General features: G+C 41.3%; 19 protein-coding genes and 1 pseudogene. 8 read left to right on the top strand and 12 right to left on the bottom strand.

Annotated elements, in window-relative coordinates; genetic code table 11:
- Positions 1-31: 31 nt before the first annotated feature.
- From ilvM to ilvC, 3 genes are all read right to left on the bottom strand, one after another.
- Complete coding sequence (gene ilvM / locus AB4128_RS09635) at positions 32-298, bottom strand: acetolactate synthase 2 small subunit (protein WP_372037543.1); 267 nt, start codon at positions 296-298, stop codon at positions 32-34.
- The gene (gene ilvG / locus AB4128_RS09630) at positions 295-1983 is read right to left on the bottom strand and encodes an acetolactate synthase 2 catalytic subunit (RefSeq protein WP_372037549.1); all 1689 of its coding nucleotides are present in this window, start codon (positions 1981-1983) and stop codon (positions 295-297) included. Before ilvG ends, ilvM begins: the two co-directional genes overlap by 4 nt.
- 593 nt (positions 1984-2576) lie before the next feature.
- A complete protein-coding gene (gene ilvC / locus AB4128_RS09625; protein ID WP_055026150.1) occupies positions 2577-4058 on the bottom strand; it encodes a ketol-acid reductoisomerase in 1482 nt (493 codons plus the stop codon).
- A 201-nt stretch (positions 4059-4259) separates the two neighbouring features.
- Here ilvC and ilvY point away from each other — a divergent pair, with 201 nt between their 5' ends.
- Positions 4260-5132, top strand: a complete 873-nt coding sequence (ilvY, locus tag AB4128_RS09620) for an HTH-type transcriptional activator IlvY (protein WP_119969342.1) — start codon at positions 4260-4262, stop codon at positions 5130-5132.
- Positions 5133-5169: 37 nt separating this feature from the next.
- On the opposite strand, the gene AB4128_RS09615 is transcribed toward ilvY, so the two are convergent.
- Positions 5170-6180, bottom strand: coding sequence for a substrate-binding domain-containing protein (locus tag AB4128_RS09615; RefSeq protein WP_065108852.1), 1011 nt, complete (start codon positions 6178-6180; stop codon positions 5170-5172).
- Positions 6181-6548: 368 nt separating this feature from the next.
- On the opposite strand from AB4128_RS09615, the gene AB4128_RS09610 reads away from it, so the two are divergent.
- The 6 genes from AB4128_RS09610 (at position 6549) to AB4128_RS09585 (ending at position 17323) form a co-directional block, all read left to right on the top strand.
- Entirely contained in the window at positions 6549-7796 is a 1248-nt protein-coding gene (locus tag AB4128_RS09610) for a YjgN family protein (protein ID WP_192021673.1), read from the top strand.
- A 28-nt stretch (positions 7797-7824) separates the two neighbouring features.
- Complete coding sequence (locus AB4128_RS09605) at positions 7825-8850, top strand: M48 family metallopeptidase (RefSeq protein ID WP_372037542.1); 1026 nt, start codon at positions 7825-7827, stop codon at positions 8848-8850.
- Positions 8851-8989: 139 nt separating this feature from the next.
- Positions 8990-10510, top strand: a complete 1521-nt coding sequence (locus AB4128_RS09600; protein WP_080917014.1) for a YifB family Mg chelatase-like AAA ATPase — start codon at positions 8990-8992, stop codon at positions 10508-10510.
- A 142-nt stretch (positions 10511-10652) separates the two neighbouring features.
- A complete protein-coding gene (locus tag AB4128_RS09595; RefSeq protein WP_055026156.1) occupies positions 10653-11549 on the top strand; it encodes an acyltransferase in 897 nt (298 codons plus the stop codon).
- A 4-nt stretch (positions 11550-11553) separates the two neighbouring features.
- The gene (locus AB4128_RS09590) at positions 11554-12486 is read left to right on the top strand and encodes an acyltransferase (protein ID WP_055026157.1); all 933 of its coding nucleotides are present in this window, start codon (positions 11554-11556) and stop codon (positions 12484-12486) included.
- Positions 12487-12868: 382 nt separating this feature from the next.
- Complete coding sequence (locus tag AB4128_RS09585) at positions 12869-17323, top strand: EAL domain-containing protein (RefSeq protein ID WP_372037548.1); 4455 nt, start codon at positions 12869-12871, stop codon at positions 17321-17323.
- An 83-nt stretch (positions 17324-17406) separates the two neighbouring features.
- Here the strand turns inward: AB4128_RS09585 and AB4128_RS09580 are convergent, their stop codons facing one another.
- On the bottom strand, positions 17407-18492 hold the full coding sequence (locus AB4128_RS09580; protein ID WP_055026158.1) for a branched-chain amino acid aminotransferase: 1086 nt from the start codon (positions 18490-18492) through the stop codon (positions 17407-17409).
- Positions 18493-18852: 360 nt separating this feature from the next.
- Here AB4128_RS09580 and zapB point away from each other — a divergent pair, with 360 nt between their 5' ends.
- On the top strand, positions 18853-19053 hold the full coding sequence (gene zapB, locus AB4128_RS09575) for a cell division protein ZapB (protein WP_055026159.1): 201 nt from the start codon (positions 18853-18855) through the stop codon (positions 19051-19053).
- Here the strand turns inward: zapB and AB4128_RS09570 are convergent.
- The 7 genes and pseudogenes from AB4128_RS09570 to AB4128_RS09540 all read right to left on the bottom strand — a co-directional run.
- Positions 19050-19262 (bottom strand): DUF1107 domain-containing protein, encoded by a 213-nt coding sequence (locus tag AB4128_RS09570; protein WP_055026160.1) that lies wholly within the window; start codon positions 19260-19262, stop codon positions 19050-19052. The two genes, zapB and AB4128_RS09570, sit on opposite strands and share 4 nt — an antisense overlap.
- A 399-nt stretch (positions 19263-19661) precedes the next feature.
- Positions 19662-20276: a thiol:disulfide interchange protein DsbA/DsbL gene (locus AB4128_RS09565; RefSeq protein ID WP_372037541.1), complete on the bottom strand. Its 615-nt coding sequence runs from the start codon at positions 20274-20276 to the stop codon at positions 19662-19664.
- Positions 20277-20451: 175 nt separating this feature from the next.
- The gene (locus AB4128_RS09560; RefSeq protein WP_192021677.1) at positions 20452-21495 is read right to left on the bottom strand and encodes a serine/threonine protein kinase; all 1044 of its coding nucleotides are present in this window, start codon (positions 21493-21495) and stop codon (positions 20452-20454) included.
- Complete coding sequence (locus AB4128_RS09555) at positions 21488-21823, bottom strand: DUF3630 family protein (protein WP_055026162.1); 336 nt, start codon at positions 21821-21823, stop codon at positions 21488-21490. Before AB4128_RS09555 ends, AB4128_RS09560 begins: the two co-directional genes overlap by 8 nt.
- Positions 21824-21897: 74 nt before the next feature.
- A complete protein-coding gene (locus AB4128_RS09550) occupies positions 21898-23370 on the bottom strand; it encodes a YdiU family protein (RefSeq protein WP_372037540.1) in 1473 nt (490 codons plus the stop codon).
- 19 nt (positions 23371-23389) lie between these two features.
- Positions 23390-23728, bottom strand: a complete 339-nt coding sequence (locus AB4128_RS09545) for a hypothetical protein (protein WP_065108869.1) — start codon at positions 23726-23728, stop codon at positions 23390-23392.
- Positions 23729-23947: 219 nt separating this feature from the next.
- A pseudogene (locus AB4128_RS09540) lies at positions 23948-24409 on the bottom strand (hypothetical protein); the annotation flags it as partial.

The raw sequence follows: 24409 nt of genomic DNA, 5'->3' as shown, positions 1-24409 counted from the left end.
TTTCCCTTCTATCGAATATTGATGAAATGCATTAAGCAGTTGCGCAAGTAGAAGCCGTTTGAGGCTTAGATGGCATAACCACTTGGCAATTAATCACATCAAATAATTTACCTAATTGATGCGTTAATAATTCAATGACTCTGTCACTATTAACGGTAAAGTTAACCTTAAACTCACCCGATTCTGTGACTGTCATGTTCAGTTCAATGATTGTAAAACCACGATGACGAGTTACTCGTAATACTCGTTCTAACACTTCAGGTTGCGGCGATAGCAACAGCTCTATTGAATGCATCATGTTTGCTTCTCCATTTGGTCCATCATGTCACTATTGCACGCTCCTGGCGGCACTAAAGGCCAGACGTTAAATGCATCATCAATGGCTACGTGCAGCATAAAAGGTCCAGGTGCAGCAAGCATTTCATCGAGTGCAGCTTCTACTTCTTCTGCACGATGTATGGTGCGGCCCGGAATATCAAATGCCGATGCCATTAACACAAAATCAGGATTGTCAGATAAATCGGTTTCGCTGTATCGCTGTTCAAAAAACAATTGCTGCCATTGCTTCACCATGCCTAACTTTTGGTTATCGATAAGCAAAATTTTCACAGGTAACTTGCGGCGCTTAATGGTTGTCAGCTCTTGCACATTCATCATGAATGAGCCATCACCCGATACCGTCACGACTGTTGCATCTGGGCGAGCAACTTGTGCACCAATTGCTGCAGGCAAGCCAAATCCCATTGTGCCAAGACCAGCACTAGACAAGTGATCTTCTGGACGGCGGAACCACATATGCTGAGCTACCCACATTTGATGCTGACCGACATCACAGCTCACAACACTGTCTTCAGGTAATTTATTCGCTAAGCGGCGTAACATTGCTGGCGCATAGATTAAATCGCCAGGATGTTGATAATCCCATTGATGCTCACGATAAAGCTCTTCCACCTCTTGTTGCCACTGTGCTAACTCATGTGATTTAAGTTCAATTGAGTTAGACAATGCGGGTAATACTTGACGAAAGTCAGCTGAAATAGCCACATCCGCTTGGCGTAATTTATTGATTTCAGCGATATCAATATCTAGATGCAACACCTTGGCGTTGCCTGCAAACGTAGCTAAACGTCCGGTAACACGGTCATCAAAGCGCGCACCGACCACTATCAATAAATCACAGTTTTGCACAGCGAGGTTAGCGGCTTTGCCGCCGTGCATACCTAACATACCCAAATAGCCTTTGGTGCCATGTGCAATCGCCCCCAAGCCCTTTAAGGTTGCAACCGAAGGTATGCCTGTTTCATTGATAAATTGACGCAAATGATCAACTGCGCCAGCCATACCAACACCACCACCAACATAAAGGATAGGTTTACTCGCTTGTTGTAATAGTGCTCGTGCGGCCTCGATATCAGTTAATACTGGAGCAGGCTCTTCAACCACTGAAAGTAGAGGTGTTTTATATTCAAGCTCAGCGATTTGAATATCTTTTGGGATATCAACCAATACAGGGCCTGGACGACCAGATGCAGCGATTTCAAACGCTTTATAAAGTGTAGGAATTAATTCATTAATGTCTGTCACCATAAAGCTGTGTTTGGTGCATGACAGCGACATCCCGAGTACATCTATTTCTTGAAAAGCATCGGTACCAATTACAGCGGTAGAGACTTGCCCCGTTATCGCAACCACAGGGACCGAATCGAGTAAGGCGTCCGATAATGACGTTATCAAGTTCGTCGCACCAGGCCCTGATGTTGCAAAGCACACGCCTGTTTTGCCACTGGCTCTGGCATAGCCTACAGCCGCAAAGGCCGCGCCTTGTTCATGACGACTCAGTAAGTGCTCAACAGGATGACCATATAGCGCATCATAAATCGGCATGATTGCCCCACCAGGGTAACCAAAAATCGTCGTCACACCATGTGCCGCTAATACTTTGATAACGGCATCGGCGCCGCGCATTGTCTGTCCTGATTCCATATTGATAGTCTCGTATTTCATCTGCATTTACTGAGCTAAGATCAGTGCGTCTGATAAATCGTTATTGCCACTTATTGGCTCTCATTTAACCTTGCTTTTGTGAAACAAAATAAACCCTAGAAAACAAAAAACCCCCGGTCCTTTCGGAGCGGGGGTTTTGCAAATTCTGACGATTAACTCTGTCTCTTTGCCAAACGCCACCCCCGCGGTGACTTAATAATCACGACGGTAATAATCACAATAATGAGCTGGGCAGCTTGGTTAAACATGGTTAACTGATTCCTAAAAAATAATTGTTTATTTTTGTTGAGTCAGGCTCCATGCCGGACTTGTTTATAATTTATCCTCTATAGGAGTACCATAAAGTGATTTATAAACACAACAAAAAATCATGTGTTGTAAAAAAAATTCAGCTTCCCTGCCGAGACAATGCAAACAACAACAAAATCTAAAGCTATGATGATTAGGACATAATCCGTCTTTATCATCCTAATTTTCTATAGATTGTTTCTTCTACGCATTTAGCAAATGGTAGATAGATGCCTGCTCGATAGCTTAGCTGAACAGGTATTTCACAACACAATCAACAAATATTAGCTAGCTTCAACAATACCTTTCATGTCAGTCATGTAACCGCGTAACTCTGCACCAATGAACTCAACATCGGTATGACGAATCGCTTCATTTACTTCAATCAAACGCTTGTTATCAACACTGTTTGAGCCTTCTTTTAGACCAGCTCCTAACAATTCTGAAGACATGCCAGCTACATAGTCACGTAATAATGGCACTGCAGCATGGTTAAATAGGTAACAACCGTATTCAGCAGTATCAGAAATAACCACGTTCATTTCATATAAACGTTTACGTGCAATGGTGTTGGCAATAAGAGGCGTTTCATGCAGTGACTCATAGTAAGCCGACTCTTCGATAATGCCCGCAGCAACCATAGTATCGAACGCTAATTCAACACCTGCTTTGATCATAGCAACTAAGAAAATACCTTTATCAAAGTAAGTTTGCTCGTCGATATACTCATCAGATGCCGGTGCATTTTCAAATGCTGTTTCGTTGGTTTCAGATCTCCAACGCAGTAAATTTGCATCGTCATTAGCCCAGTCTTCCATCATAGTGCGAGAAAACTCACCACTGATAATGTCATCCATGTGCTTTTCAAATAACGGCTTAAGAATCACTTTTAGTTCTTCGGCAACTTCAAACGCTTTCACTTTGGCAGGATTCGATAAACGATCCATCATGTTCGTGATGCCGCCATGTTTCAGCGCTTCTGTTACTGTTTCCCAACCTTGTTGGATTAACTTACCCGCGTAACCTGGCTCAACACCGTCAGCAACCATTTTCTCGTAACCAAGGATTGCACCAGTCTGCAACATGCCACAAAGGATGGTTTGCTCGCCCATTAAGTCAGACTTAACTTCGGCAACAAATGAAGATAACAACACACCAGCTCTGTCGCCGCCTGTTGCACTTGCATATGCTTTAGCAATGGCAAGGCCATCACCTTTAGGATCATTCTCAGGGTGAACAGCAATCAATGTCGGTACACCAAAACCACGTTTGTATTCTTCACGAACTTCAGTACCAGGACACTTAGGCGCTACCATCACAACGGTGATATCTGAGCGAACCTGCATACCTTCTTCAACGATGTTAAAACCATGAGAATATGACAAGGTTGAACCTTGCTTCATTAATGGCATAACTGCGTTAACAACATTTGAATGTTGCTTATCTGGAGTTAGATTTAATACCAAATCAGCATCAGGAATAAGCTCTTCAAATGTACCGACTTTAAAGCCGTTATCAGTAGCTTGTTTCCAAGAGGCACGCTTTTCAGCAATCGCTTGTGGGCGAAGTGCAAATGAAATATTCAGTCCAGAGTCACGCATATTGAGACCTTGGTTCAGGCCTTGTGCCCCACAACCTAAAATCACAATGTTCCAATCTTTAATAAAATTACAACCGTCACTAAACTCATTACGGTCCATAAAGCGGCATTGAGCTAATTGAGCTAATTGTTGACGTAAATTCAGAGAGTTAAAATAGTTAGCCATCTGAGATACCACCTTTAATTCAGAAATTTGAGACACAACATTTTGGCAATCTCACGGCACAAAAGTTGTGATTGGGATCACTATAGCGTAAGCTGCTCATTGCTTAAAATGATATATTCGGGATGTTATATTGCATTTTATGCAATACTAAAAATGAGCCATTTCATACTGTTTTTTTACTCATTTATTTAAGGTTGATTCATGGATATTCGTGCGTTAAAACTGTACTTACACCTATGTGATAGTCTGCATTTTGGTAAAACTGCAGAACAAACCCATGTGAGTCCATCTACGCTCAGTCGAGCGATGCAGCGATTAGAAGAAGAGGTGGGCTGCAAATTATTTGAACGAGATAACCGCAGTGTCAGTATGACCCATGCGGGAACTGAATTTAGGCGTTTTGCAGAACAAACCTTATCCGAATGGCTCAACCTGAAAGGTCGAATTGACCCGGACCAACCTCTACTGCACGGGCGGATCAATTTATATTGTTCAGTTACAGCAGCATACAGCCACCTTCCAGCCTTGTTAGATCGATTTAGACGTGAACATCCTATGGTAGAAATCACCCTTAATACAGGTGATGCAGCTAATGCTGTAGATGAAATTCAGCATAACCGCGCTGATATTGCCATCATCGCCTTACCTGATTCATTGCCGAGTAGTCTCCACTTTGCAGAAATTGATCAAGTGCCTTTGCATGTTTACGCTCCGACAATTAATTGCCAAGTACAGCAAATGGTTAATACCGTTCCCATTAATTGGGCAAAATTACCCTTCATTGTGCCGGATCATGGCCCTGGGCGACGTCGAGCTGACAACTGGTTTAAAGCAATGGGATTCAAACCTAATATTTATGCTCAAGTATCAGGTCAAGAAGCGATAACTTCTATGGTCGCGTTAGGGTGTGGTGTCAGTATCAGCCCAGAAGCTGTGGTTGAAAATAGTCCAGTAAGAGAACGACTGGTTAAATTAGATACACAGCAAAATATTGCCCCATTTCAGCTTGGCTGTTGTTGTAAACAAAAACGCACCCACGAACCCATTTTACATGCCTTTTTAGAGGTCATTTAATCACTCAGGTTATTGATTTAAAGTTGAATAAGCTGCGCTAATTGACACTGCATACCGCTTTGACTTCTTGCTCAAGGATTTGATGCCATTGATTGTTAACAATCATACGAAATAAAGGGCATTCAAGTGTTAAGTGACGATAAAAATTATGTTCAAGGCATAGGTCAAATGTTTGTTTTTGCTGATGACGAGCAATATTTAGCCCCACCACACCTGCTAATAAAAATGAGCCTCCTCCTATCGCATTGACGTCACCATTTTTAAGTAACTCATATGACAAGACCGAAGGGTTAATCGCCAATACTTTAATATCTTCACCCGGTTTTCGGTGGGTTTCTTTTAAGGCTTTAACGACCCCAACTGCCATTTCATCATTGCCAATCCATAAGCCGTCTACCCCAGGAAATCGATTCAGCAATATATGCGTTTGTTCGTAGGCTTTATTGGCTTGCCAATCTGCATAAACGACCAGCTCCAATACGGTATTCAAATGCAGGTTAAAATACCCCTCCATTCCTTGTGTGCGTAGTAGCGATGTTTCCCTTACATCATCTCCCGCTACAGCCACCACATGTGCGGGAGTAGTCGTAAATAATTGAGTTAATGCTGCAGCAGACTCACGACCAATATGATAATTGTCTTCAATAACTGCAGGTAATAAGTACTTTTTCCAGTGGGGATCGTTCATTAACTGCAACCTAAGTGGCTGCTCAATATCATTAATCATAAAAATAATGTGAACGGGTTTTTGGTAAAAAGTATCAAGCACTTTTTTAGCAACATCTTTATCGTTAACCATGACAAGATAGTCCGGTAAAGATGCATGATTAGAAATTTCAACCGCCTGATTTAACATCAAATTACGGTCACGGTTTGAATGTAAAACCGTTAAATTAAAATCTTGATCTTGCGCTGTAACTTGCATGACATTATCGATATGGTGCCAGAATGAATCATCAGCTGCACCGGGGTTTAAAAACACGACATTAGTACTCGCCAGCACTGAATTTGAAAGCATGAATAACATAAAAATGAGCAAAGCTCGCATAGTGACATGTCCTTTTTCAACCAATACCTATCGCAGTTATCTGAATAAAGCATAGTCTAACGGCATACAACACAGCCTAACTGTATATAACATAGTCTATTTTAGTAATGATTCGCCTCCGCAAACTAAAGCTTGAATGTCATTTAACTTAATTATGTCTGTAAATAGTACACCTTGCATGATTAAGTTCTGTGAGAAAGCTTACTTACCATGCAATATGCTACTGATAACAACTAACCCGCCAAAACCGCTTATTGTGACTCAGTGTAATGCACAAAATAAAGCGACAGAAATATGATTAAAAATATTGATTTATATCACTTTTAACGTTTTAATAACCAGCTCAATTCCAACGGAAGGAAATCTAAATGAGTACCATAGACTCATCACAAGGCAGTACCGCCTCTACAGCTTCGACATCAACAATATCTTCAGACACATCAACAACCAGTACTCCATTTAAATTTCACGGTATTGGTGGTGAATTTTTTGGTATTTGGATAGTCAACGTTTTACTCACCATGGTGACATTCGGCATTTACTCAGCCTGGGCCAAAGTGAGAACCAATAATTACTTTTACGGAAATACTGAATTAGGCGGTGACAGATTCGAATACCTTGCCAAGCCAATGCAAATCTTAATTGGCCGAATTATTGCCGTATTCTTATTGATTACATGGTCAGTGCTCAGTAGCACTATGCCTCCTGTCGCTGTCGCATTAGCCATCATATTCATGTTAGCAGTACCATTTCTAGCCGTTAGAAATGCTCGTTTTGATGCTCGTATGACACGTTTTCGCAATGTTAGGTTTGATTTTGCTGGCTCTTATGGCGGTGCATATATCAACCTACTGCTAAAACCCATTGCGGCATATATTATTGTTGTCGCGGGTGGATTTGGTATTGGTGTTGTTACAAGGTTAATGACAGATAACCCCATTGCTATCGGCATTGCAATTACCGCAGGCGTGGTATTTTTCTTTGTTGCTGCTATTTATTCTTACGCTTGGGTTAGCGCTGGAATGGCACAATACTTAATCAATGGTTATCGCTATGGTGATAAGGCATTTAATGCCAAACTTGAAATCAATCAGTATGCCAAAATTGCCGTCACCGCTATTGGGTTATTCTTCGGTGCAGGCTTACTTTTTTCAGTTTTTGCATTTGCTTTTGGCATGATGGGGTCGATTGTTGAGCTAATTCAAAGTGGCGCCTCTGAAGAAGCATTTAAAAATAATGCTTCGTTGATAGGCATGATGTTCTTTGGATACTTCTTCATGTTTATTTTATCAATGCTCATCGCAGCCTATGTTCAAGTCTGTGTTCGCAATTATGTCTTTAGCCAAACATCTATTAATGATGACTTACAAATGGCATCGACAATGAAAACCTCAAGTTTCTTATTCTTAGTTATCACTAATCTACTGCTTGTTATGTTCACCTTTGGCATGGGTAAAGCTTGGGCAGATGTCCGTTTTGCTAAGTACATGGCAGAAGTCACTGCAGTTGAAGGAAACTTAGATGCTTTCACAGCTCATGACCATAATGAGCAAAGTAGCACCGCTGTGGCAGATGAAGTGGCAGATGCCTTTGATATTAATATTGGCATAGTTTAGCAATGCCAAGGTTTGCTGGAATAAAGCTGTGATAGAACAAGTTAATGGGCATATTCTTGCCCCAAAACAAGCCACAAAATACCCAGCCACATTAGTGCTGGGTAAAAATGGGATGTTGACATTGTCCTCAGACGTTCACCGAGGGCAATTTCAACTAGACCAAACCATTGTTACAGATCCTATAGGTAATATGGCTCGTCATATCACGTTTTCCAGCGGACATGTTTTTGTTTCAACAGATCCTCAACAGCTTAATCAATGGCTCAACATTCACGCTAAAAAAAGCTGGATAGCCCAGCTAGAAAAAAACCTTGGACTGATTATTATTGCAACCTTGGTTTCACTAGCTGCGCTGTATTTTATTGTTGTGCATGGCATACCTGCTGCTTCTAAAACCATCGCCCAATTATTACCGGATGCCGTAGTGGAAGAAGTCGGTGAGCAAACGTTCAGCTTAGTGGAGTCCATGGGATTCACCGAAAGCCAAATCAAGCCACAAAGACAAGTTGAACTGCAGCAGTTATTTCAGCAGACATTAGATAAACTGCATCAAGAGCAGATAGTATTTTCAATCCAACCTTCTTTGTTAATCTATAGCAGCAAAGATGGTGCTAATGCTTTTGCACTCGCAGACGGTCAAATTATATTAACGGATGACATGATTAACCTCGCGAAAAACGACCAACAACTTGAAGCGGTTATTTTGCATGAGCTGGGTCATGTTCATCACAGGCATGTACTCACAACGTTAATACAATCATCAATCCTCTCTGTTGGCGCAGCGCTAATTGTCGGTGATGCCAGCGGGATCTCGGATATGCTTGTCAGTGTCACGGTATTAGGGACCAGCTTAACCTATTCTCGAAATCATGAACGAGAAGCCGACCAGTTTGCAGCATTGCAACTTCAAACTTGGTACAAAAATACCGACTCTATCGTCGAGCTATACCAGTTATTGCAAGCTGAGCATAATCTCGACATACCAGACTGGGCCAGTACTCACCCCGACATTGATGAACGCATCAAAACCTTACGCTCTGATTCTATTCAATAAATACTCATCCTAACTCACTTATTTTTGTTATAGGTGGGGTTTGGCTACAGCGATTTATTTACCTGCTACACTTAATGGGCTTAATAACCTCATTAAGTGTCATTAAATATCTGTAAACGAAAAACAAAAGGATTTGTTTATGGCGATTGCCTGCGTAGTCACACGTGCTTGCTGCGGCGTTGAAGCCCCTAAAGTCACAGTCGAAGTTCACCTAAGTAATGGATTACCTGCTTTTAATTTAGTCGGATTACCAGAAACCTCAGTAAAAGAAGCCCGTGAACGGGTTAGAAGTGCATTAATCAACGCCGGCTTTGAGTTTCCCATGCAGCGCATTACCGTTAACCTCGCTCCAGCCGATCTCCCCAAACAAGGAGGTCGATATGACTTGCCCATTGCAATCGGTATTTTAGCGGCTTCAGGCCAAGTGCCGTCGGATAAATTGGCTCACAGTGAATTTATTGGAGAGCTGGCGTTATCGGGAGAGGTTCGTCCATGTATTGGCATACTGCCAGCAATCATTGCAGCCAAAAACCAACAACATCAATTGTTTATCCCTTTAGAAAACAGACGAGAAGCAGAGTTAGTCGGCTTTGAGCAAACTCACTTTGTTGCCCATTTACAGCACCTTGCCGCCTTTATGCATGGTCAAGCTCAACTACCACTTGTTGACCAGCAACCGCAATGGTTTGAAGATGAAGCAACAGGCCCGCAGTTATGCTTAAGCGAAGTCATAGGCCAATATCAGGCCAAGCAAGGGTTAGAAATCGCTGCAGCAGGCGGGCACAACACTCTATTTCTAGGCCCTCCTGGCACCGGCAAAAGTATGCTCGCTAACCGAATCATTCCGCTATTGCCCAAGCTCAGCTATGAAGAAGCTATTGATGTTGCCGCTATTCATTCTGTCGCAGGGTTAAACATCAAACCAAACGCTTTTCTTGAACGTCCCTTTAGAGCACCACACCACACATGCTCATCAATTTCATTAGTTGGCGGTGGCAGCATCCCAAAGCCAGGTGAGATATCACTAGCCCATAGAGGAATATTGTTTTTAGATGAAATAGCCGAGTTTCCACGTAAAGTATTAGATTGCCTACGTGAACCTATGGAGTCTGGCGAAGTCGTCATTTCTCGCGCAGCAGCAAAAGTAAAATTCTCGAGTCGTTTTCAACTGATTGCAGCCATGAACCCAAGCCCTTGTGGTGATGTAGATAATGCCCGCTCAACCCCCGACCAAATTCAGCGTTATCTATCTAAACTTTCAGGTCCATTTTTAGACCGTTTTGATTTAACAATCGAAGTCCCTAAACTGCCAGCAGGCACTCTCACCCAACCCCAGCAAACTGCTGAAAGCAGTGAAAGCATTGCCAAAAGGGTCAATCAAGCAAGACAGATACAGTTATCGCGCGCAGGTTTGCTTAACAGTGAACTATCCCCTTCACTGTTAAAACAGCATTTAAACATGAACCAAGCTGACTTAGAGTTTTTAGACGCAAGTGTGCAGCAGCTCGGTTTATCTGTGAGAAGCTTTCATCGGATCCAGCGGGTTGCTCGAACCATCGCAGACCTACAACAATCCAAAACAACTGAAAGACGTCATATTGCTCAAGCATTAGGATATCGAGCCATGGATAGATTGATGCATCGATTGAGTCAGCAGTGAGTACGAACAATCATCATAGTAAGTCAATGATACAGACTGAACAGCGTGTAATTTTTGCGTAAAAATTGCGATATTATTGTCCTTCGGATTGAGCCAAATCATTTCACGGAGTAACATAAGCCTCCATTCACAGGAGAGCTAGATGCCGCTGTTTGCAAAAATTAAAGGATCGATAGCATTTATTTGCTATGTAATAAATACCGTATTCTGGGTAATACCTATACTTATATTTAGTATATTCAAAGTGTTACCAATAAACATCATTCGTAAAATATGCAGTTATATTTTAGATAACTGTGCCAGTGCGTGGATCACTGTTAACGGTGTGATTGAGTCAATATTGCACCCAACGAAGATAAGGTTAACTGGCGATAGTCAGTTTTCAGAAAAAGAATGGTATATGGTCATTGCCAACCACCAATCTTGGGTCGACATTTTAATTTTACAACGAGTATTTAACCGCAAAATTCCTTTTTTGAAATTTTTCTTAAAGCAGCAACTCATTTATGTTCCAGTGTTAGGGCTAGCTTGGTGGGCGTTAGATTTCCCTTTTATGCGCCGTTATTCCACAGCACAACTTAAAAAGAACCCTAAACTTAAAGGGAAAGATATTGAGATAACTCGCAAGTCATGTGAAAAATTCAAGCATAAGCCTGTGAGTGTAATGAACTTTGTCGAGGGAACTCGCTTTCATCCTGGCAAACATACAAAACAAGCCTCACCGTATCGTCATTTATTAAAACCTAAAGCAGGCGGAATGGCATTTGCCCTTGACGCAATGGGCAGCCAGATTAATAAATTAGTCAATGTCACCATTTATTATCCTGATAAAATACCTTCCTACTGGGAATATATTTGTAATGGCCTCGATGAAGTCCATGTTGATATTCAAGTGACAACGATTCCTGACGCAATGCGTGGTGACTACAGTAAAGATCGTGAGTTTAAAATTGAGTTCCAAAATCAACTCAATCAACTATGGCTCGAAAAAGATAACAAAATCAGCGAAATGGCTGACAAAATAACTAGAGGTATTTAGCTCCATGCTAAGTTTTTTACCAGGTCCGATACTGTTCTTTATCAGTTCATTACTTTTAATTATTAACACTGTTGTATGGGCAGGATTAATCAGTATTGGCGGCATCATTAAATTATTCGTGCCAGTGGCTCTAGGTCGTAACCATATTTCACGATTAATGAATCGCTTTATGTGGGCTTGGGCATCATGTAATGGCGGCATTTTAAATTTAATCGCCAAAATTGAATGGGACATTGAGGGACTAGAAGGACTGGATGAAAATGGCTGGTATTTAATTATCAGTAATCATGTCAGTGGATTTGATATTGCTGCACAAACGTATATTTTGCGCAACAACGTACCAATGATGAAGTTCTTTTTAAAACGAGAGCTCATATTTGTCCCATTTTTAGGATTAGGCTGTTGGGCATTGGATATGCCATTTATGAACCGAACCAGCCCAGCCAAACTAAAAAAGAATCCTAAACTCAAAGGCAAAGATTTAGAAACGACTCGCAAAGCATGTGAGAAGTTTATCCATATCCCAACGTCAATCATCAATTATGTTGAAGGTAGCCGTTTCACTGAAGATAAACATCGTCGCCAACAATCACCTTATCGTCATTTATTGCGTCCTAAAGCAGGTGGAATCGCGTTTACTCTTTCAGCTATGGGTGAGCAGTTTACTGGCTTATTGAACATGACATTGGCCTATCCTGATGCTGATGCTAAAGCAAAAGAAGGCATTTTGTACGAAGTCATGTCAGGGCGGGTGAAAAAGATTGTCGTACGTATTGAGCAAATGCCTGTGCCAGAAGTCGATTCTGAAGTGTATTTCTCGCAAGCTGAAACCCGGGTTGAATTTCAACGTTGGTTAAATCAAGTTTGGTTTGATAAAGACCAGCAGCTTGAGGAAATTTTCCAGCAACATGCCCCTGATCAAAAACAAGATAATTAATAGCATTATCGAACATGACTAAAAACACGCTATTCAGCGTGTTTTTTACTTTATAGCGTTAACTTTTAAGTAAATTGTTAACTCTATTAAGCTTTTGCAACATCCACCCTACGTAAAACTGAAATGTAATTTGAAATAAAGCATATAGCTACGTAATATGGTTGCTTAAGACGATTTAAATGCTTTTTTTTGTGTATTTAACAAACGGATAGTGTGTTATTTCTCTCCGCTATGACTATTCTTGTTAAGCATTTACATCCTAACTAACAATATGCAACCAACATCACTAGGTGTTTATTCTAATTACTATAGGTGCAGATTGAATTTACGTTTAGCCACATTATTTAGCACGTCTTTTATCATTGCGATGTTTATCATCTCAATGACAATTCAAGCTATCGCAATCACACCTAAAAATGATAATCATTTATTGTCGTTTGATCAGTTCGAAGGCTCTAATGAGCTGAACCAAAACTCAGTCACCAAACTGTTTATGGATAAGGCTGGTATGCTATGGGTCGGAACCCAAGATGGACTGCATAGCTACAACGGAATCGAGTTTGATATTTTTCTCAATGACAGTAACGACCCGTCTAGTATTGTCGGTAATTACATTATTGATATCTTGCAATCACCCGACGATAGCTTATGGGTTGCAACCTTCTCTCAAGGCCTCAGCAAACTAGATTTAGCCACTGGCAAGTTCACCAATTATGGCTTAGAAAGCGGTCTAAATGACTTACGCTTAACCAGCTTAAGTTTAATTGGTGACTCATTATGGATTGGCACCAAAACAGGCCTTTATACCCTCTCGCTAAAAACCAATAAAATCACCAAGATTAGTATCAGTAATAGCATTGACCCCAGCATCAGCTATGTCGCTAATGTCGATGATAAATATATCTTTGTTGGCACTGAGCAAAGCGGGACATTTGCCATTGATAGCAATACCATCATTCGCTTAGATATCCCTGCAGATTTAAGAGTCAATAGCATTCATACTAACGCTCAAGATGACTCAGTTTGGTTCGCGATAGGTAACGAGCTAGTTCGCTATGATCTCATCACCCACGAAAAAACACTCGTATGGACTAATCAGCAGCCAACCATCTTTAACGAAATTCATGATTTTGTCATCAGCAATAGCCAACAAGTATGGGCTATTGGTGCTAATGCAGGATTAATACAACTTGATTTAATCGACGGTCAGTGGCGCAGTAAAGTCCATAAATATGACCCTAATAGCCGTCATTCAATCAGCGAAAATAACTTACAAACCATCATGCTCGCGCCCGATGGTACATTGTGGTTAGGCACTCGTTATTCTGGTATTAATAAGCTTAATCTTAACCAAGTCTATTTTAATCATATTTATGAAATGCACCCATCTAAGCCCAAAATGGCTAATATGATCAGAGCTATATTTCGTGATAGCCAAGACAGACTATGGGTTGGAACCGAAAGCGCAGGAGTTAAAACCTTTGATGAAAAACAAGGCCAATTTTATTATTACAATGACTTGTTTGCCACAGCATTAAACCTTAATGAATCTGAATTAAACATCACGGTACATGCAATAACTGAAACGCCCGATGGCAACTTATGGTTCGGAACTGATCATGGTTTAGCCAGACTGACACCGGATCAACAGCTCAGTTTTTTACCGGCATTTGACCACCTTATTCCCAACACTTTGCATATACGCTCGCTCGCGTTAGACGACAAACAGCGTTTATGGGTGGGAAGCAGTAATGGACTGTATTTTGTCTTACCAGGCGAAGGGGTACTACATCAATATCAATTTGATTACCAAGAGACGTACTCACCTCAAGAGCGCTCAATTCTTTCTCTAAAGTATCATCAAAATAACCTTTGGATTGGGACAATGGCAGGCCTAGTAAGGCTAAAGCCAGATGATAAAAAACTCACGTTAAAGGTTCGCCAACCCGCGGACGAATCAACACTGAGTGATAATCGTATCCGTGATTTTATTGCTACCAGCACGGGTGACTTTTTAATGGCAACCCATAGCGGTGTCGACAAAATTATTGAATTGGCAGACGGTAGCATTCACTTTGAAGCCTTAAATGAATCATTAAAGCAACACACGGTCTATGCCATTCTCGAAGATAACCAGCAAAACCTCTGGTTAAGCACGAACTCAGGCATCATTCGTGTCACTCCTGATAATCAACTCGTGGCATTTAATGTCTTTGATGGTGTGCAAGCCAACGAATTTAATGGTGGGGTCAAGTTTAGGGATGCAGATGGCGACTTATGGTTTGGCGGGATTAATGGCATTAACCAATTTACCCCGGATGAAGTGCCCGCAGAAAGACCTGATGTCAAATTAGCGCTTACTAGCTATACCATTGGAAATGAGCATCATCAATTGCATGACTTATCTCATCCTCCTGAGCTGACCATGCCATTTGTGAATAATGTCATTCGTTTTGAAGTCAGTGCGCTTGAATACAATTACCCAGGATTTCACCAATTAAGTTATAAATTAGTCGGGCACAATAACGATTGGGTTGATCTTAACAATACCAACAATATTACTTTTACAGGTCTTGCACCTAAAGAGTATGAGTTATTGGTGCGCTTCACGTTAACTGACAACAGTTTTAACCAAGCTCCGTTTAGTATCAAATTTACTATCGTCCCACCGTTTTATTTAAGTAAAGCAGCTTACGTCATTTATGGTATTGCCATCATGCTGGCGATTACTTTCCTGATTTATCTTAAACAGCTAAAGCGTGAACAGCAGCGTGAATTTGAGATCAGTATCCGCGCCTCTGAAGAGCGCCTGAAACTGGCGCTATGGGCGTCTGGTGATGGCATGTGGGACTGGAACATACGTGAAAATAAAGTCTACCGAACGGACATGGTGCCACCGCTGCGCCTTGGTAATGAAGATCAAGCTTTGATTAATAATATTCACCCAGAAGATAAACCTAGGGTGTCGAAAATTCTTAATCAACATCTTGAAGGTAAACTTGAGTTCTTTGAAGCTGAATATCGTGTTGAAAAACAAGCGGGCAAATGGATCTGGTTAATCGATCGAGGCAAGGTTGTTGAATGGGATCAACAAGACAGACCGGTCAGAATGGCAGGAACCCATAAAGACATCACTGTCAGAAAAGAAACTGAAAACGAGCTGAAACTCTCCACTCAAGTACTGCACAGTATGAATGAGGCCGTAGTAGTGGGAGAACTAGATTACCGTGTTCGCTCAGTAAACCCTGCTTTCAGTCGAATAACAGGTTTTGAGCCTGATGCCATCGCGGGCAAGCATTTCTTATTCCTCGCCCATGGAAAGCGTTCTCGAGATTTCTACCATAATGTCGAATTACAGCTACTGCGTAAAAAGCATTGGGCCGGTGAAATCAACATTCGAACTAAAGATAAAAAAGGTATTTTGGCTTGGCTAGAAATCAACCAAGTCATTGATACTAAGGGTGAAACCAGCCACTTTGTTGCGGTATTTACTGACATCACGAGCCGTAAAAAAGCGGAAGAAGATTTGCGAATTTTAGCAAACTTTGACCCATTGACAGGCCTGCCGAACCGAACCTTATTCCAAGATAGACTTAATCAAGCTATCACTAAGGCCCATCGTTCGAGATCAATTGTTGCCTTGTTATTCCTTGATTTAGACCGCTTTAAACACATCAATGACTCCATGGGACACCATGTGGGTGATTTACTGCTAAAAGCCGTTGCGAGTCGATTGCAAAATGCTATTCGTGAAGGCGATACCGTTGCCCGTCTAGGCGGGGATGAGTTCACCATTATTTTGGAAGGGGTCGCCAAGTTAAAAGCGGCTACCATCATTGCTGAAAAAGTGCTTAAAGCCTTTAAAGCGCCTTTCTTACTTGAAGATAAAAATATTACTGTCTCGCCTTCTATCGGTATCAGTTTATTCCCTAATGACGCTGACGACAGTACCTCACTGATCAAGTATGCAGATACCGCCATGTATCATGCAAAATCTTTAGGTCGCAATAACTTCCAGTTTTATACCGAAGAGCTAAACCAATATGCCACCCGTCATGTTGAGCTTGAAGCTGGGCTAAAAGAAGCGATTCAAAGTAATGAGCTCTATCTGGTTTATCAGCCTAAATACGATATTAAAACCAAGCAAATTTTAGGCGTTGAAGCGCTACTGCGTTGGGAAAGTAAAACGCTCGGCTTCATTTCACCCGTTGAATTTATTCCATTGGCAGAAGAAACTGGGATGATCAACGCCATTGGGCACTGGGCCATTGATGAAGCGTGTAATCAACTTGCTGAATGGCATAAACAAGGCTTTGAAGATATCTCAGTTGCCGTCAATCTCTCAGCAAGACAATTAAAAGCGGATATCATTTCAACCATTGAAGTCGCATTGGCCGTCTCAGGATTACCTGCTGGAGCATTAGAGCTTGAGTTAACCGAATCGATGATCATGGGTAATCCAAAGGATTCAGTGGAAGTGCTGTCGCAACTTAAAGCCTTAGGACTCACCATTGCTATTGATGACTTTGGGACTGGGTATTCGAGCTTGAGTTACTTAAAACGTTTCCCTATTGATACGTTAAAAGTCGACCGAGAGTTCGTGCGCGATATCATTGAAGATCCTGATGACGCAGCAATAACCAGTGCAATTATTACCTTAGCCCATAGTTTAGAACTGAATGTCGTTGCTGAAGGGGTAGAAACCCAAGAACAACTCGACTTCTTGCAGTCAGAAGGCTGTGATCAAGTCCAAGGCTTCTTACTGAGTAAACCTCTGCCAGCAGATGAATGTTTGGCCGTATTACAGCAAGACAAACTTGACAAAACTAACAGTTAACAGGCATGTGATAGATACACAAAAGGCTCCCTTAGGAGCCTTTTTAATGGTCAAAACACCTGCACTAGGTATTCTACTAGGTATTAAGGAGCCACTCGCTCAACACGTTTAACCCAGCCTTCAGGGCCTTCAAGTTGACCATTTTGTAGTTCAGTAAAGATTTGGTAGATTCGCTTAATACACGGACCGACCTCACCATCACCAACGGTTACCACTCGTCCATCTTCAAAAATGTACGATCCCACAGGTGACACAACTGCTGCTGTGCCAAAGCCACCCGCCTCAACAATTTCACCCGCCTCGATATCAGCAATAAACTTATCTAGCATGATCGTCTCTTGACGCACTTCACAGCCTAATAGGTGCCCTAGCTCAAGCATTGATTGCGAGGTGATTGATTTTAAAATCGTATCAGTAAATGTTGGGATCACTACAGTGCCATCTTTTAGCACATGGAAGTGGTTCATTGCGCCCACTTCTTCAATCTGTTGATTATTAGCATCAAGATATAACACTTGAGCAGCGCCATATTCAGCAGCAGCTTGACCCGCTCGCAGTGACGCAGCGTAGTTACCCGCCGCTTTCGATGCGCCAGTGCCACCCGATACTGCACGGTGGAACTTCTTACTAATTAGTAAACGAATCGCTTTGCTTACCCCATCAGCATAATAAGCGCCACTTGGGCTTAAAATGACGCAAAAGGTAAAATTCAGGCTAGGACTCACCGATAGACGATCTTCGGTGGCAAAAATGAAAGGACGAATATACAAACAAGCGCCATCTTGCATCGGGAACCACAAACGATCCACATCAATAAGCGCATTAATGGCTTCAAGTTGAATCTCTTCATCAAGGTTAGGAATACATAAGATATCTGCAGAGTTGTTTAAACGTTCCGCATTCTTATTCAATCTAAAGGTATAGATTTCACCGTCGTCATGCATAAAGGCCTTTGCGCCTTCAAAAATAGACTGACCGTAATGCAATGAAATTGCACCTGGCGCAATCTCAAAAGGAGCATAAGGTTCGATACGTGGATCGCACCATTGGCCATCTCGATAATCCATTAAAAACATATGATCAGTTCTGAGATTACCAAATCCAACATTACCTTCTGGATGAAATTGCTCAGTACGGCGTGACGATTTTAAATTATATTTGATGTCCATTTGCTACCACCTTGAAAACAGAGCTAGCAGACTATGAATCATCAGTTGTAATGTCAAGCAAATGGACAATGTGGATGACATTTAACCGTCAATCGTTCTGCACAAGATGACAATTCCCAAAAAAGGTCGTTTTAAAACGAGGTTTATCTAATGAGTAAGACTTTCATGGGACACTGAACATCAGGGATTGCTGCTAGATATCAGTAAAAAATTACCTAAATACAGCTCAAGGTGATTAAAGCTTAGAAAATAGTAGTAAAACTGGTACTTTTTTTAACCACTTAACAGATTTGTCTATTCCTTAAACCCCAGTCACTGCTAGAATCAGCATTCCATCCAGAAACTATTAGGACTCCCGATATGAGCCTTGAATTATTGTCCCAACTGGAAGCCAAAATCCAGGCTACTCTTGAAAATGCTGAGCTACTTAAAATGGAGCTTGAAGAAGAGAAGCAAAAGAACGCTCAGTTGACTGAGACTAATCAACAACTACAACAAGACCTCAACTCTTGGAATGACAAAGTTAACGGTCTTGTTGGATTACTTAATAGCGAAAGCTAAATAGCATTAGCTTCATTATGCTGAGCAGCTAATAGCTCATTAAGTTCTGAAACAGCCTGCTTTACTTTTGGCAGGCTTTTTTTTGGCATTAAAAAACGTCCCTTCTTAAACTCTAAGCAACCTAGATCTTTAACCCAAATAACCCCTGTAAGAAAAATACGTGCATGTTTGACAATAAGCTTAGGTGCGTAAACGGGGAACCTTCTCATGAGAACTCCTCAAGCATGTTGTTATTGGTTTTTGATGACTTCACTTTGACAATATAAATCCCCAAAGAGTTTCGTAAAGTTAAACATTTTTTACCTTAAATTCAGCGATTAAGTTCAAATAATGAAATAACACAAAAATGACACTTGCCATTTTTTTGACGCTTTGGTAGAGTATTTAACGTTACTCAGGGTAAATAACGAGCCAATTGGCTCAACACCGTATCGTTTTAAAATGAATAATTTTGAAACCTACGGTTTTTTTTTGCCTTTTTTCAGGTGGTTGGACAATTAACCTCACATAATACAGACATAAAAAAAGAGCCACTGCGGGCTCTATTTTTTTATCAAATTATCGAACAAATACTGCGTCAATAATTCGTCTTAGTTAATCTTAATCGATTACTTATCTTTAGACGTTAAGTAGTAAGCGATATCTAAAAGCTCGTCATAAGACTTAATTGAACCTGTCTCAACACGATATTTACCGTTAACCACTAATGCAGGTACACCTGATAGTTTTGCGTTTTCAGTATCACGCTTCATTTTAGACATTTGTGCATTCACCATGAATGAGTTTGCTGCCGCATCAAAGTCTTTACCATCAACACCGTTAGCAATAAACAGCATACGGATATCATCTTGGCTAGTGAAACGTTGCTTAGTATCGTGAATAGCAACGAAAATTGCATGTTCGATTTTCTTTTCAACATTTAATTGGTGAGCAATCGCAAAAGCACGAGACATTTCAGTGCCCATTTCACGGCCAATAAACTCTACGTGTGCTTGGTTAAACGCAACACCTTCTGGCAATGTTTTCTCAATTTTTGGTACAACTGTTTTTGAAAAGTTATAACAGTGGCCACAGAAGAATGAGAAAAACTCTGTAATTTCAGGCTTAGACGTTGCTGGGCCTTCATTAATCACAGTGTAATGTACACCTTCTTTATAATCTGCAGCAGTTGCCGCCAATGGGGCTAAAAGTAGTACTGCTGCCATTAATAGTGCTTTTTTCATTTTGCTTCCTTTAGTGTGCAATCTTAAATTATTTTTTAATTTTAAAATTTGCCATCTATTGCCTGCTTTACGCAGAGCTAATGTATGTATTACCTAAACCGTATCATAATTTAGGTTATTGCAATATCTCAAGACCTTATCAAGAACATTTGTAACAATCTACGTTAGTTAACACCTAGTATCCCATCAAGCTTAATGGTGCTTCATCTAACGCTGCAAGTTGTTCTTTAAACGCTAAGGTTTGTTGTTCCCAGTATTTGATATCACCAAACCATGGAAAGTTCATTGGAAATGCGGGATCTTGCCATCTTTTACTTAACCAAGCGTTATAGTGAAGCATGCGCAAGGCCCTTAGAGGCTCAACTAAAGCGAGCTGACCTTGGTCAAAATCGTAAAACTCTTGGTAACCTTCTAGCAAGACGTCTAATTGTAACAGCCGTTGAGATCGATCACCCGTTAGCATCATCCATATGTCTTGTACTGCCGGGCCTTGCCTTGCATCATCTAAATCCACAAAGCCTGGGCCATCGGGCGTCCATAAAATATTACTGGGATGCAGATCTCCATGTAGACGAATCGTTGGAAATTGATGCCCTGACATCGCACTTTTAGCTTTATCTAACACTTGCTCTGCCACGGTAAAAAACTGCTGACTAATGCCATCAGCCACTTGACCAGATTGCTGTAAATACGCCAACGCATCATCACCCAAAATCTTTGATGAAACTGGCTCTCTATATTGGAATGCTTGTTTACTGGCATATTGATGAATACGGCCAATGAAGCGACCAACAGACTCTAATTGGTCAAGATTGTCGACCTCAAAAGCACGCCCACCAATAGAAGGAAATAGCGTAAATTTATAGCCTTGATAGTGGTGTAAAGTCTTACCATCGATAATCGCTGGGACAGCAATAGGAATATCTTCTGCAGCCAATGCCAGCGCATAATCATGTTCTTCTTGAATTTGTTCTTCAGACCAACGATGCGGCCTGTAAAACTTAACCACATATCGATTCCCACGATCACACCGAAATTGGTAAACACGGTTTTCATAGCTATTTAAAGCTAATAAACCGGTTTCTGGGTATACCGCTAAGCTCTCGATAGCATCTAAAATTAAGTCAGGCGTTAAAGCTTGAAAGTCAAATGATGCATCTTGGTTTTTATTCGAATTGGCTTGCTCTGTCGAATCGTTATCTATTTGACGATTACTCATTTGCGCCCTTCACTGTGACTAATGGTGTTAATAACGTCATTAAATACGTTAACACTTCAATATCCGAGGCGACATCGGTCGATATCCAACAAATATCGCCATAAAACTCGTAATGTAACCAAAGCTGGCTGCCTTCGAAATTCAATAGCCATTGATGTCTATCTGCGCCCCATTGTTGCTCACGGATTTCGCAATCTATCGCCGCGGCCAATGGCTCAGCAAATTGTTCAAACTGCTCAAAATCAATATCTGCACGGATTAAAATACTGAGAGACTCTTTGTCTAATGCGATTGAATGCAAGCCAATCACGGGCTTTTCGCTATTCATATTGTTAGGTAAACCTGCGTTATTGATAAGCCTACATGTTTACTGTTCGGCTTATCGTATGCTTAAAATAAAAATTAACTGCTACAAGACATAATTAATCCCTGTCCCCACTGCGGCGGACGCTGAGCATAGTGTGACATATGTTCTTGCTCGGCATAGGGCTGTGTTAATAACCGGTGTAATTCAACCAATTTACCATTATCTCCATCTTCTGCGGCGACAATGGCTTCCTGTGCAAGATAATTACGCAGAATGTATTTCGGATTAACACTGTTTCTTGCACCTTGCCAAGCCTCAATATCTGTCACTTGTCCCACTCGTTGCTGATAGTCCTTATACCAAGCATCAAATGTTGGCCTATCGATTATTTCATCAGCGATATTGGATTTAGCGCTATTGACATCCAAGTTACCAAAAGCCCTAAAGGTATTGGTGTAGTCCAACATATTATGCTGCATCACCCCACAAAATCGGCCTATTAGGTCTAAATCTTGTTTGTCTTGTTCTGACGAATTGGCGATCTGCTCTGTTACTGACAAGCCCATTTTAGCCCGCATCAATAACAAGTATTGCTTCACTAATTCTGCTTGGTAGGTATTCAGTGCAGCGACCAAATCATCAGATTCGATCACAGGCGTTAATGCTTGCGCTAAACGTTGCAAGTTCCATAATCCAATACCGGGCTGCTGACCGAACGCATAACGCCCTTCTGGATCAGAATGATTGCAGATGAAGTCTTCTTTAAACGTGTCTAAAAAAGCAAAAGGGCCAAAATCAAAGCTGTCGCCCAAAACAGACATATTATCTGTGTTCAACACCCCATGAGCAAAACCAACGGCTTGCCAATGACCAATCAGCACAGCGGTATCTTTAACCACTTGTGTGAACCAAGCTTTGTAACCGTGATAATCTTGCGATAAATGCGGGTAATGTTGGGCAATAGTAAAATTAAGTAACTGAATAAGCTTATCTTTACTTCCTTGTTCGCTATGACAAAAATATTCAAAATGGCCAAAACGAATATGACTTTTTGCCAGCCTTACGGTAATAGCAGCGGTTTCTTGGGATTCACGCCAAACGGGCAAATCAGAACCTATAACGGCTAAGGCACGTGTAGTAGGAACAGATAAAGCTGCGAGCGCTTCCGATGCCAAAAACTCTCTTACTGCAGAGCGCATTACTGCTCGGCCATCGCCATGTCGGGAATACGGGGTTGGGCCTGCACCTTTTAAGGCAATATCCCAAGCTTGTGGATGCGCATCTTGCCCATTAAATGCTTCACCTAGAATAATTGAACGACCATCACCCAATCGTGGTGAATAACCACCAAACTGATGACCGCTATACACTTGCGCATAATAACTCGCACTAGGCATCTGGTGATTACCTGACATCTGCATCAGTAACTCATCGGTGGGCTTAGTTAGGCCGATTAATGCCGCGGCGTCATCACTCCAAGCAAGCCAATGAGGTTGACTAATAGGCAGCGGGTAAACCTGCGAATAAAATCCTTCAAGTTGTTCAAAAAAATCTTGTTTTAGCTGCATTCATCTTCCCTAAAGCAGGTTATTGGCAATGAATCACATTTTCATCATCGACCTGACATAGCTGCTCACATTGATATCCTTTTTCGATAGCTACAGGTATTGCTGTAGCATTTTCCAGAGCCTGCTTGTCTATTTCAACAAGGCTTTTTCCACTAAGGCGTAACATACCATCGCCTTTTAACTGACACTGCTCAAGCGTGTCATAATAACCCGCAATATAATCCGCTTGTATCGGATTAGCCGGCTTTTTAGCTTGATCTGCGTAATAAAAAAGAGTCCATTCAGGTGTACGAATACAGCCTGACAAGCTGAATATTCCTAAGCATAAAACCAACAAAGTCAGTACTTTGGTATTCATAAAAAACCTCTTAATTTCCTCAAAAGTGAAGGGAAGCATTAACTCGCCGAGCAAAAAGTAGCGCGATATTGCAACTCCGTTGGCTCAAACGCGCCCTATAATGGCAAGATCCATCAATATGTCTATAACTAACAAAGATATTAGCAATAAAAAAGCGAACCTAAGTCCGCTTTAATTGAATCTAGGTGAAATAGTATTCACCAACAGGTTAAATAGCCCTTAGCCTGCAGCTTTAGATTTTGCTTTCTCGATACGTTTAATTCGACCTTCAAAACCAGTAACAGTTCCATCGCTTAGCTGATATTGCAGCGCTTGCTCACATAGCATAATGGCTTTATCAAACTGCTTCGTATCATTAAGCATGGTTGATAACTGCATAAAGCCTGGACCTTTTTCATCAGCAGCAACCTTATTCTGTTGCTGGTACTTGGCATAAACAGCTAAATAGTTATCGGCCAATTGCGCACCATATTGGCAATAATCTGCCTGTTTACGTAATTTATAACTATGACCAATAATATTCAGTAATGTTTGATGCTGCGCTGTGACATCTGCACTGGCATCAAAACTGCTAACGAGATTAGCAAACACATCACCCGCCCATGCACCTGTAGCAGGCAAGTTTACATCCGTTTCTTCGTTTTCTTTTTCTTTTACAACTTCTGGCTCTGGCTCTGGCTC

Origin of the sequence: Shewanella sp. 10N.286.52.A9 (genome assembly GCF_041468985.1) — a bacterium.
GTDB classification, from domain to species: Bacteria; Pseudomonadota; Gammaproteobacteria; order Enterobacterales; family Shewanellaceae; genus Shewanella; species Shewanella japonica.
Note: the sequence above shows the minus strand (reverse complement) of the source record. Positions and strands in the feature narration are given on the sequence as shown.

Coding starts and splice junctions, on each gene's coding strand:
- AB4128_RS09545 (WP_065108869.1), bottom strand. CDS start 23,728: ATGAATACCAAAGTACTGACTTTGTTGGTTTTATGCTTAGGAATATTC.
- AB4128_RS09555 (WP_055026162.1), bottom strand. CDS start 21,823: ATGAATAGCGAAAAGCCCGTGATTGGCTTGCATTCAATCGCATTAGAC.
- ilvY (WP_119969342.1), top strand. CDS start 4,260: ATGGATATTCGTGCGTTAAAACTGTACTTACACCTATGTGATAGTCTG.
- AB4128_RS09615 (WP_065108852.1), bottom strand. CDS start 6,180: ATGCGAGCTTTGCTCATTTTTATGTTATTCATGCTTTCAAATTCAGTG.
- zapB (WP_055026159.1), top strand. CDS start 18,853: ATGAGCCTTGAATTATTGTCCCAACTGGAAGCCAAAATCCAGGCTACT.
- AB4128_RS09560 (WP_192021677.1), bottom strand. CDS start 21,495: ATGAGTAATCGTCAAATAGATAACGATTCGACAGAGCAAGCCAATTCG.
- AB4128_RS09585 (WP_372037548.1), top strand. CDS start 12,869: ATGACAATTCAAGCTATCGCAATCACACCTAAAAATGATAATCATTTA.
- AB4128_RS09595 (WP_055026156.1), top strand. CDS start 10,653: ATGCCGCTGTTTGCAAAAATTAAAGGATCGATAGCATTTATTTGCTAT.
- ilvM (WP_372037543.1), bottom strand. CDS start 298: ATGATGCATTCAATAGAGCTGTTGCTATCGCCGCAACCTGAAGTGTTA.
- ilvG (WP_372037549.1), bottom strand. CDS start 1,983: ATGGAATCAGGACAGACAATGCGCGGCGCCGATGCCGTTATCAAAGTA.
- AB4128_RS09550 (WP_372037540.1), bottom strand. CDS start 23,370: ATGCAGCTAAAACAAGATTTTTTTGAACAACTTGAAGGATTTTATTCG.
- AB4128_RS09565 (WP_372037541.1), bottom strand. CDS start 20,276: ATGAAAAAAGCACTATTAATGGCAGCAGTACTACTTTTAGCCCCATTG.
- ilvC (WP_055026150.1), bottom strand. CDS start 4,058: ATGGCTAACTATTTTAACTCTCTGAATTTACGTCAACAATTAGCTCAA.
- AB4128_RS09570 (WP_055026160.1), bottom strand. CDS start 19,262: ATGAGAAGGTTCCCCGTTTACGCACCTAAGCTTATTGTCAAACATGCA.
- AB4128_RS09600 (WP_080917014.1), top strand. CDS start 8,990: ATGGCGATTGCCTGCGTAGTCACACGTGCTTGCTGCGGCGTTGAAGCC.
- AB4128_RS09580 (WP_055026158.1), bottom strand. CDS start 18,492: ATGGACATCAAATATAATTTAAAATCGTCACGCCGTACTGAGCAATTT.
- AB4128_RS09590 (WP_055026157.1), top strand. CDS start 11,554: ATGCTAAGTTTTTTACCAGGTCCGATACTGTTCTTTATCAGTTCATTA.
- AB4128_RS09610 (WP_192021673.1), top strand. CDS start 6,549: ATGAGTACCATAGACTCATCACAAGGCAGTACCGCCTCTACAGCTTCG.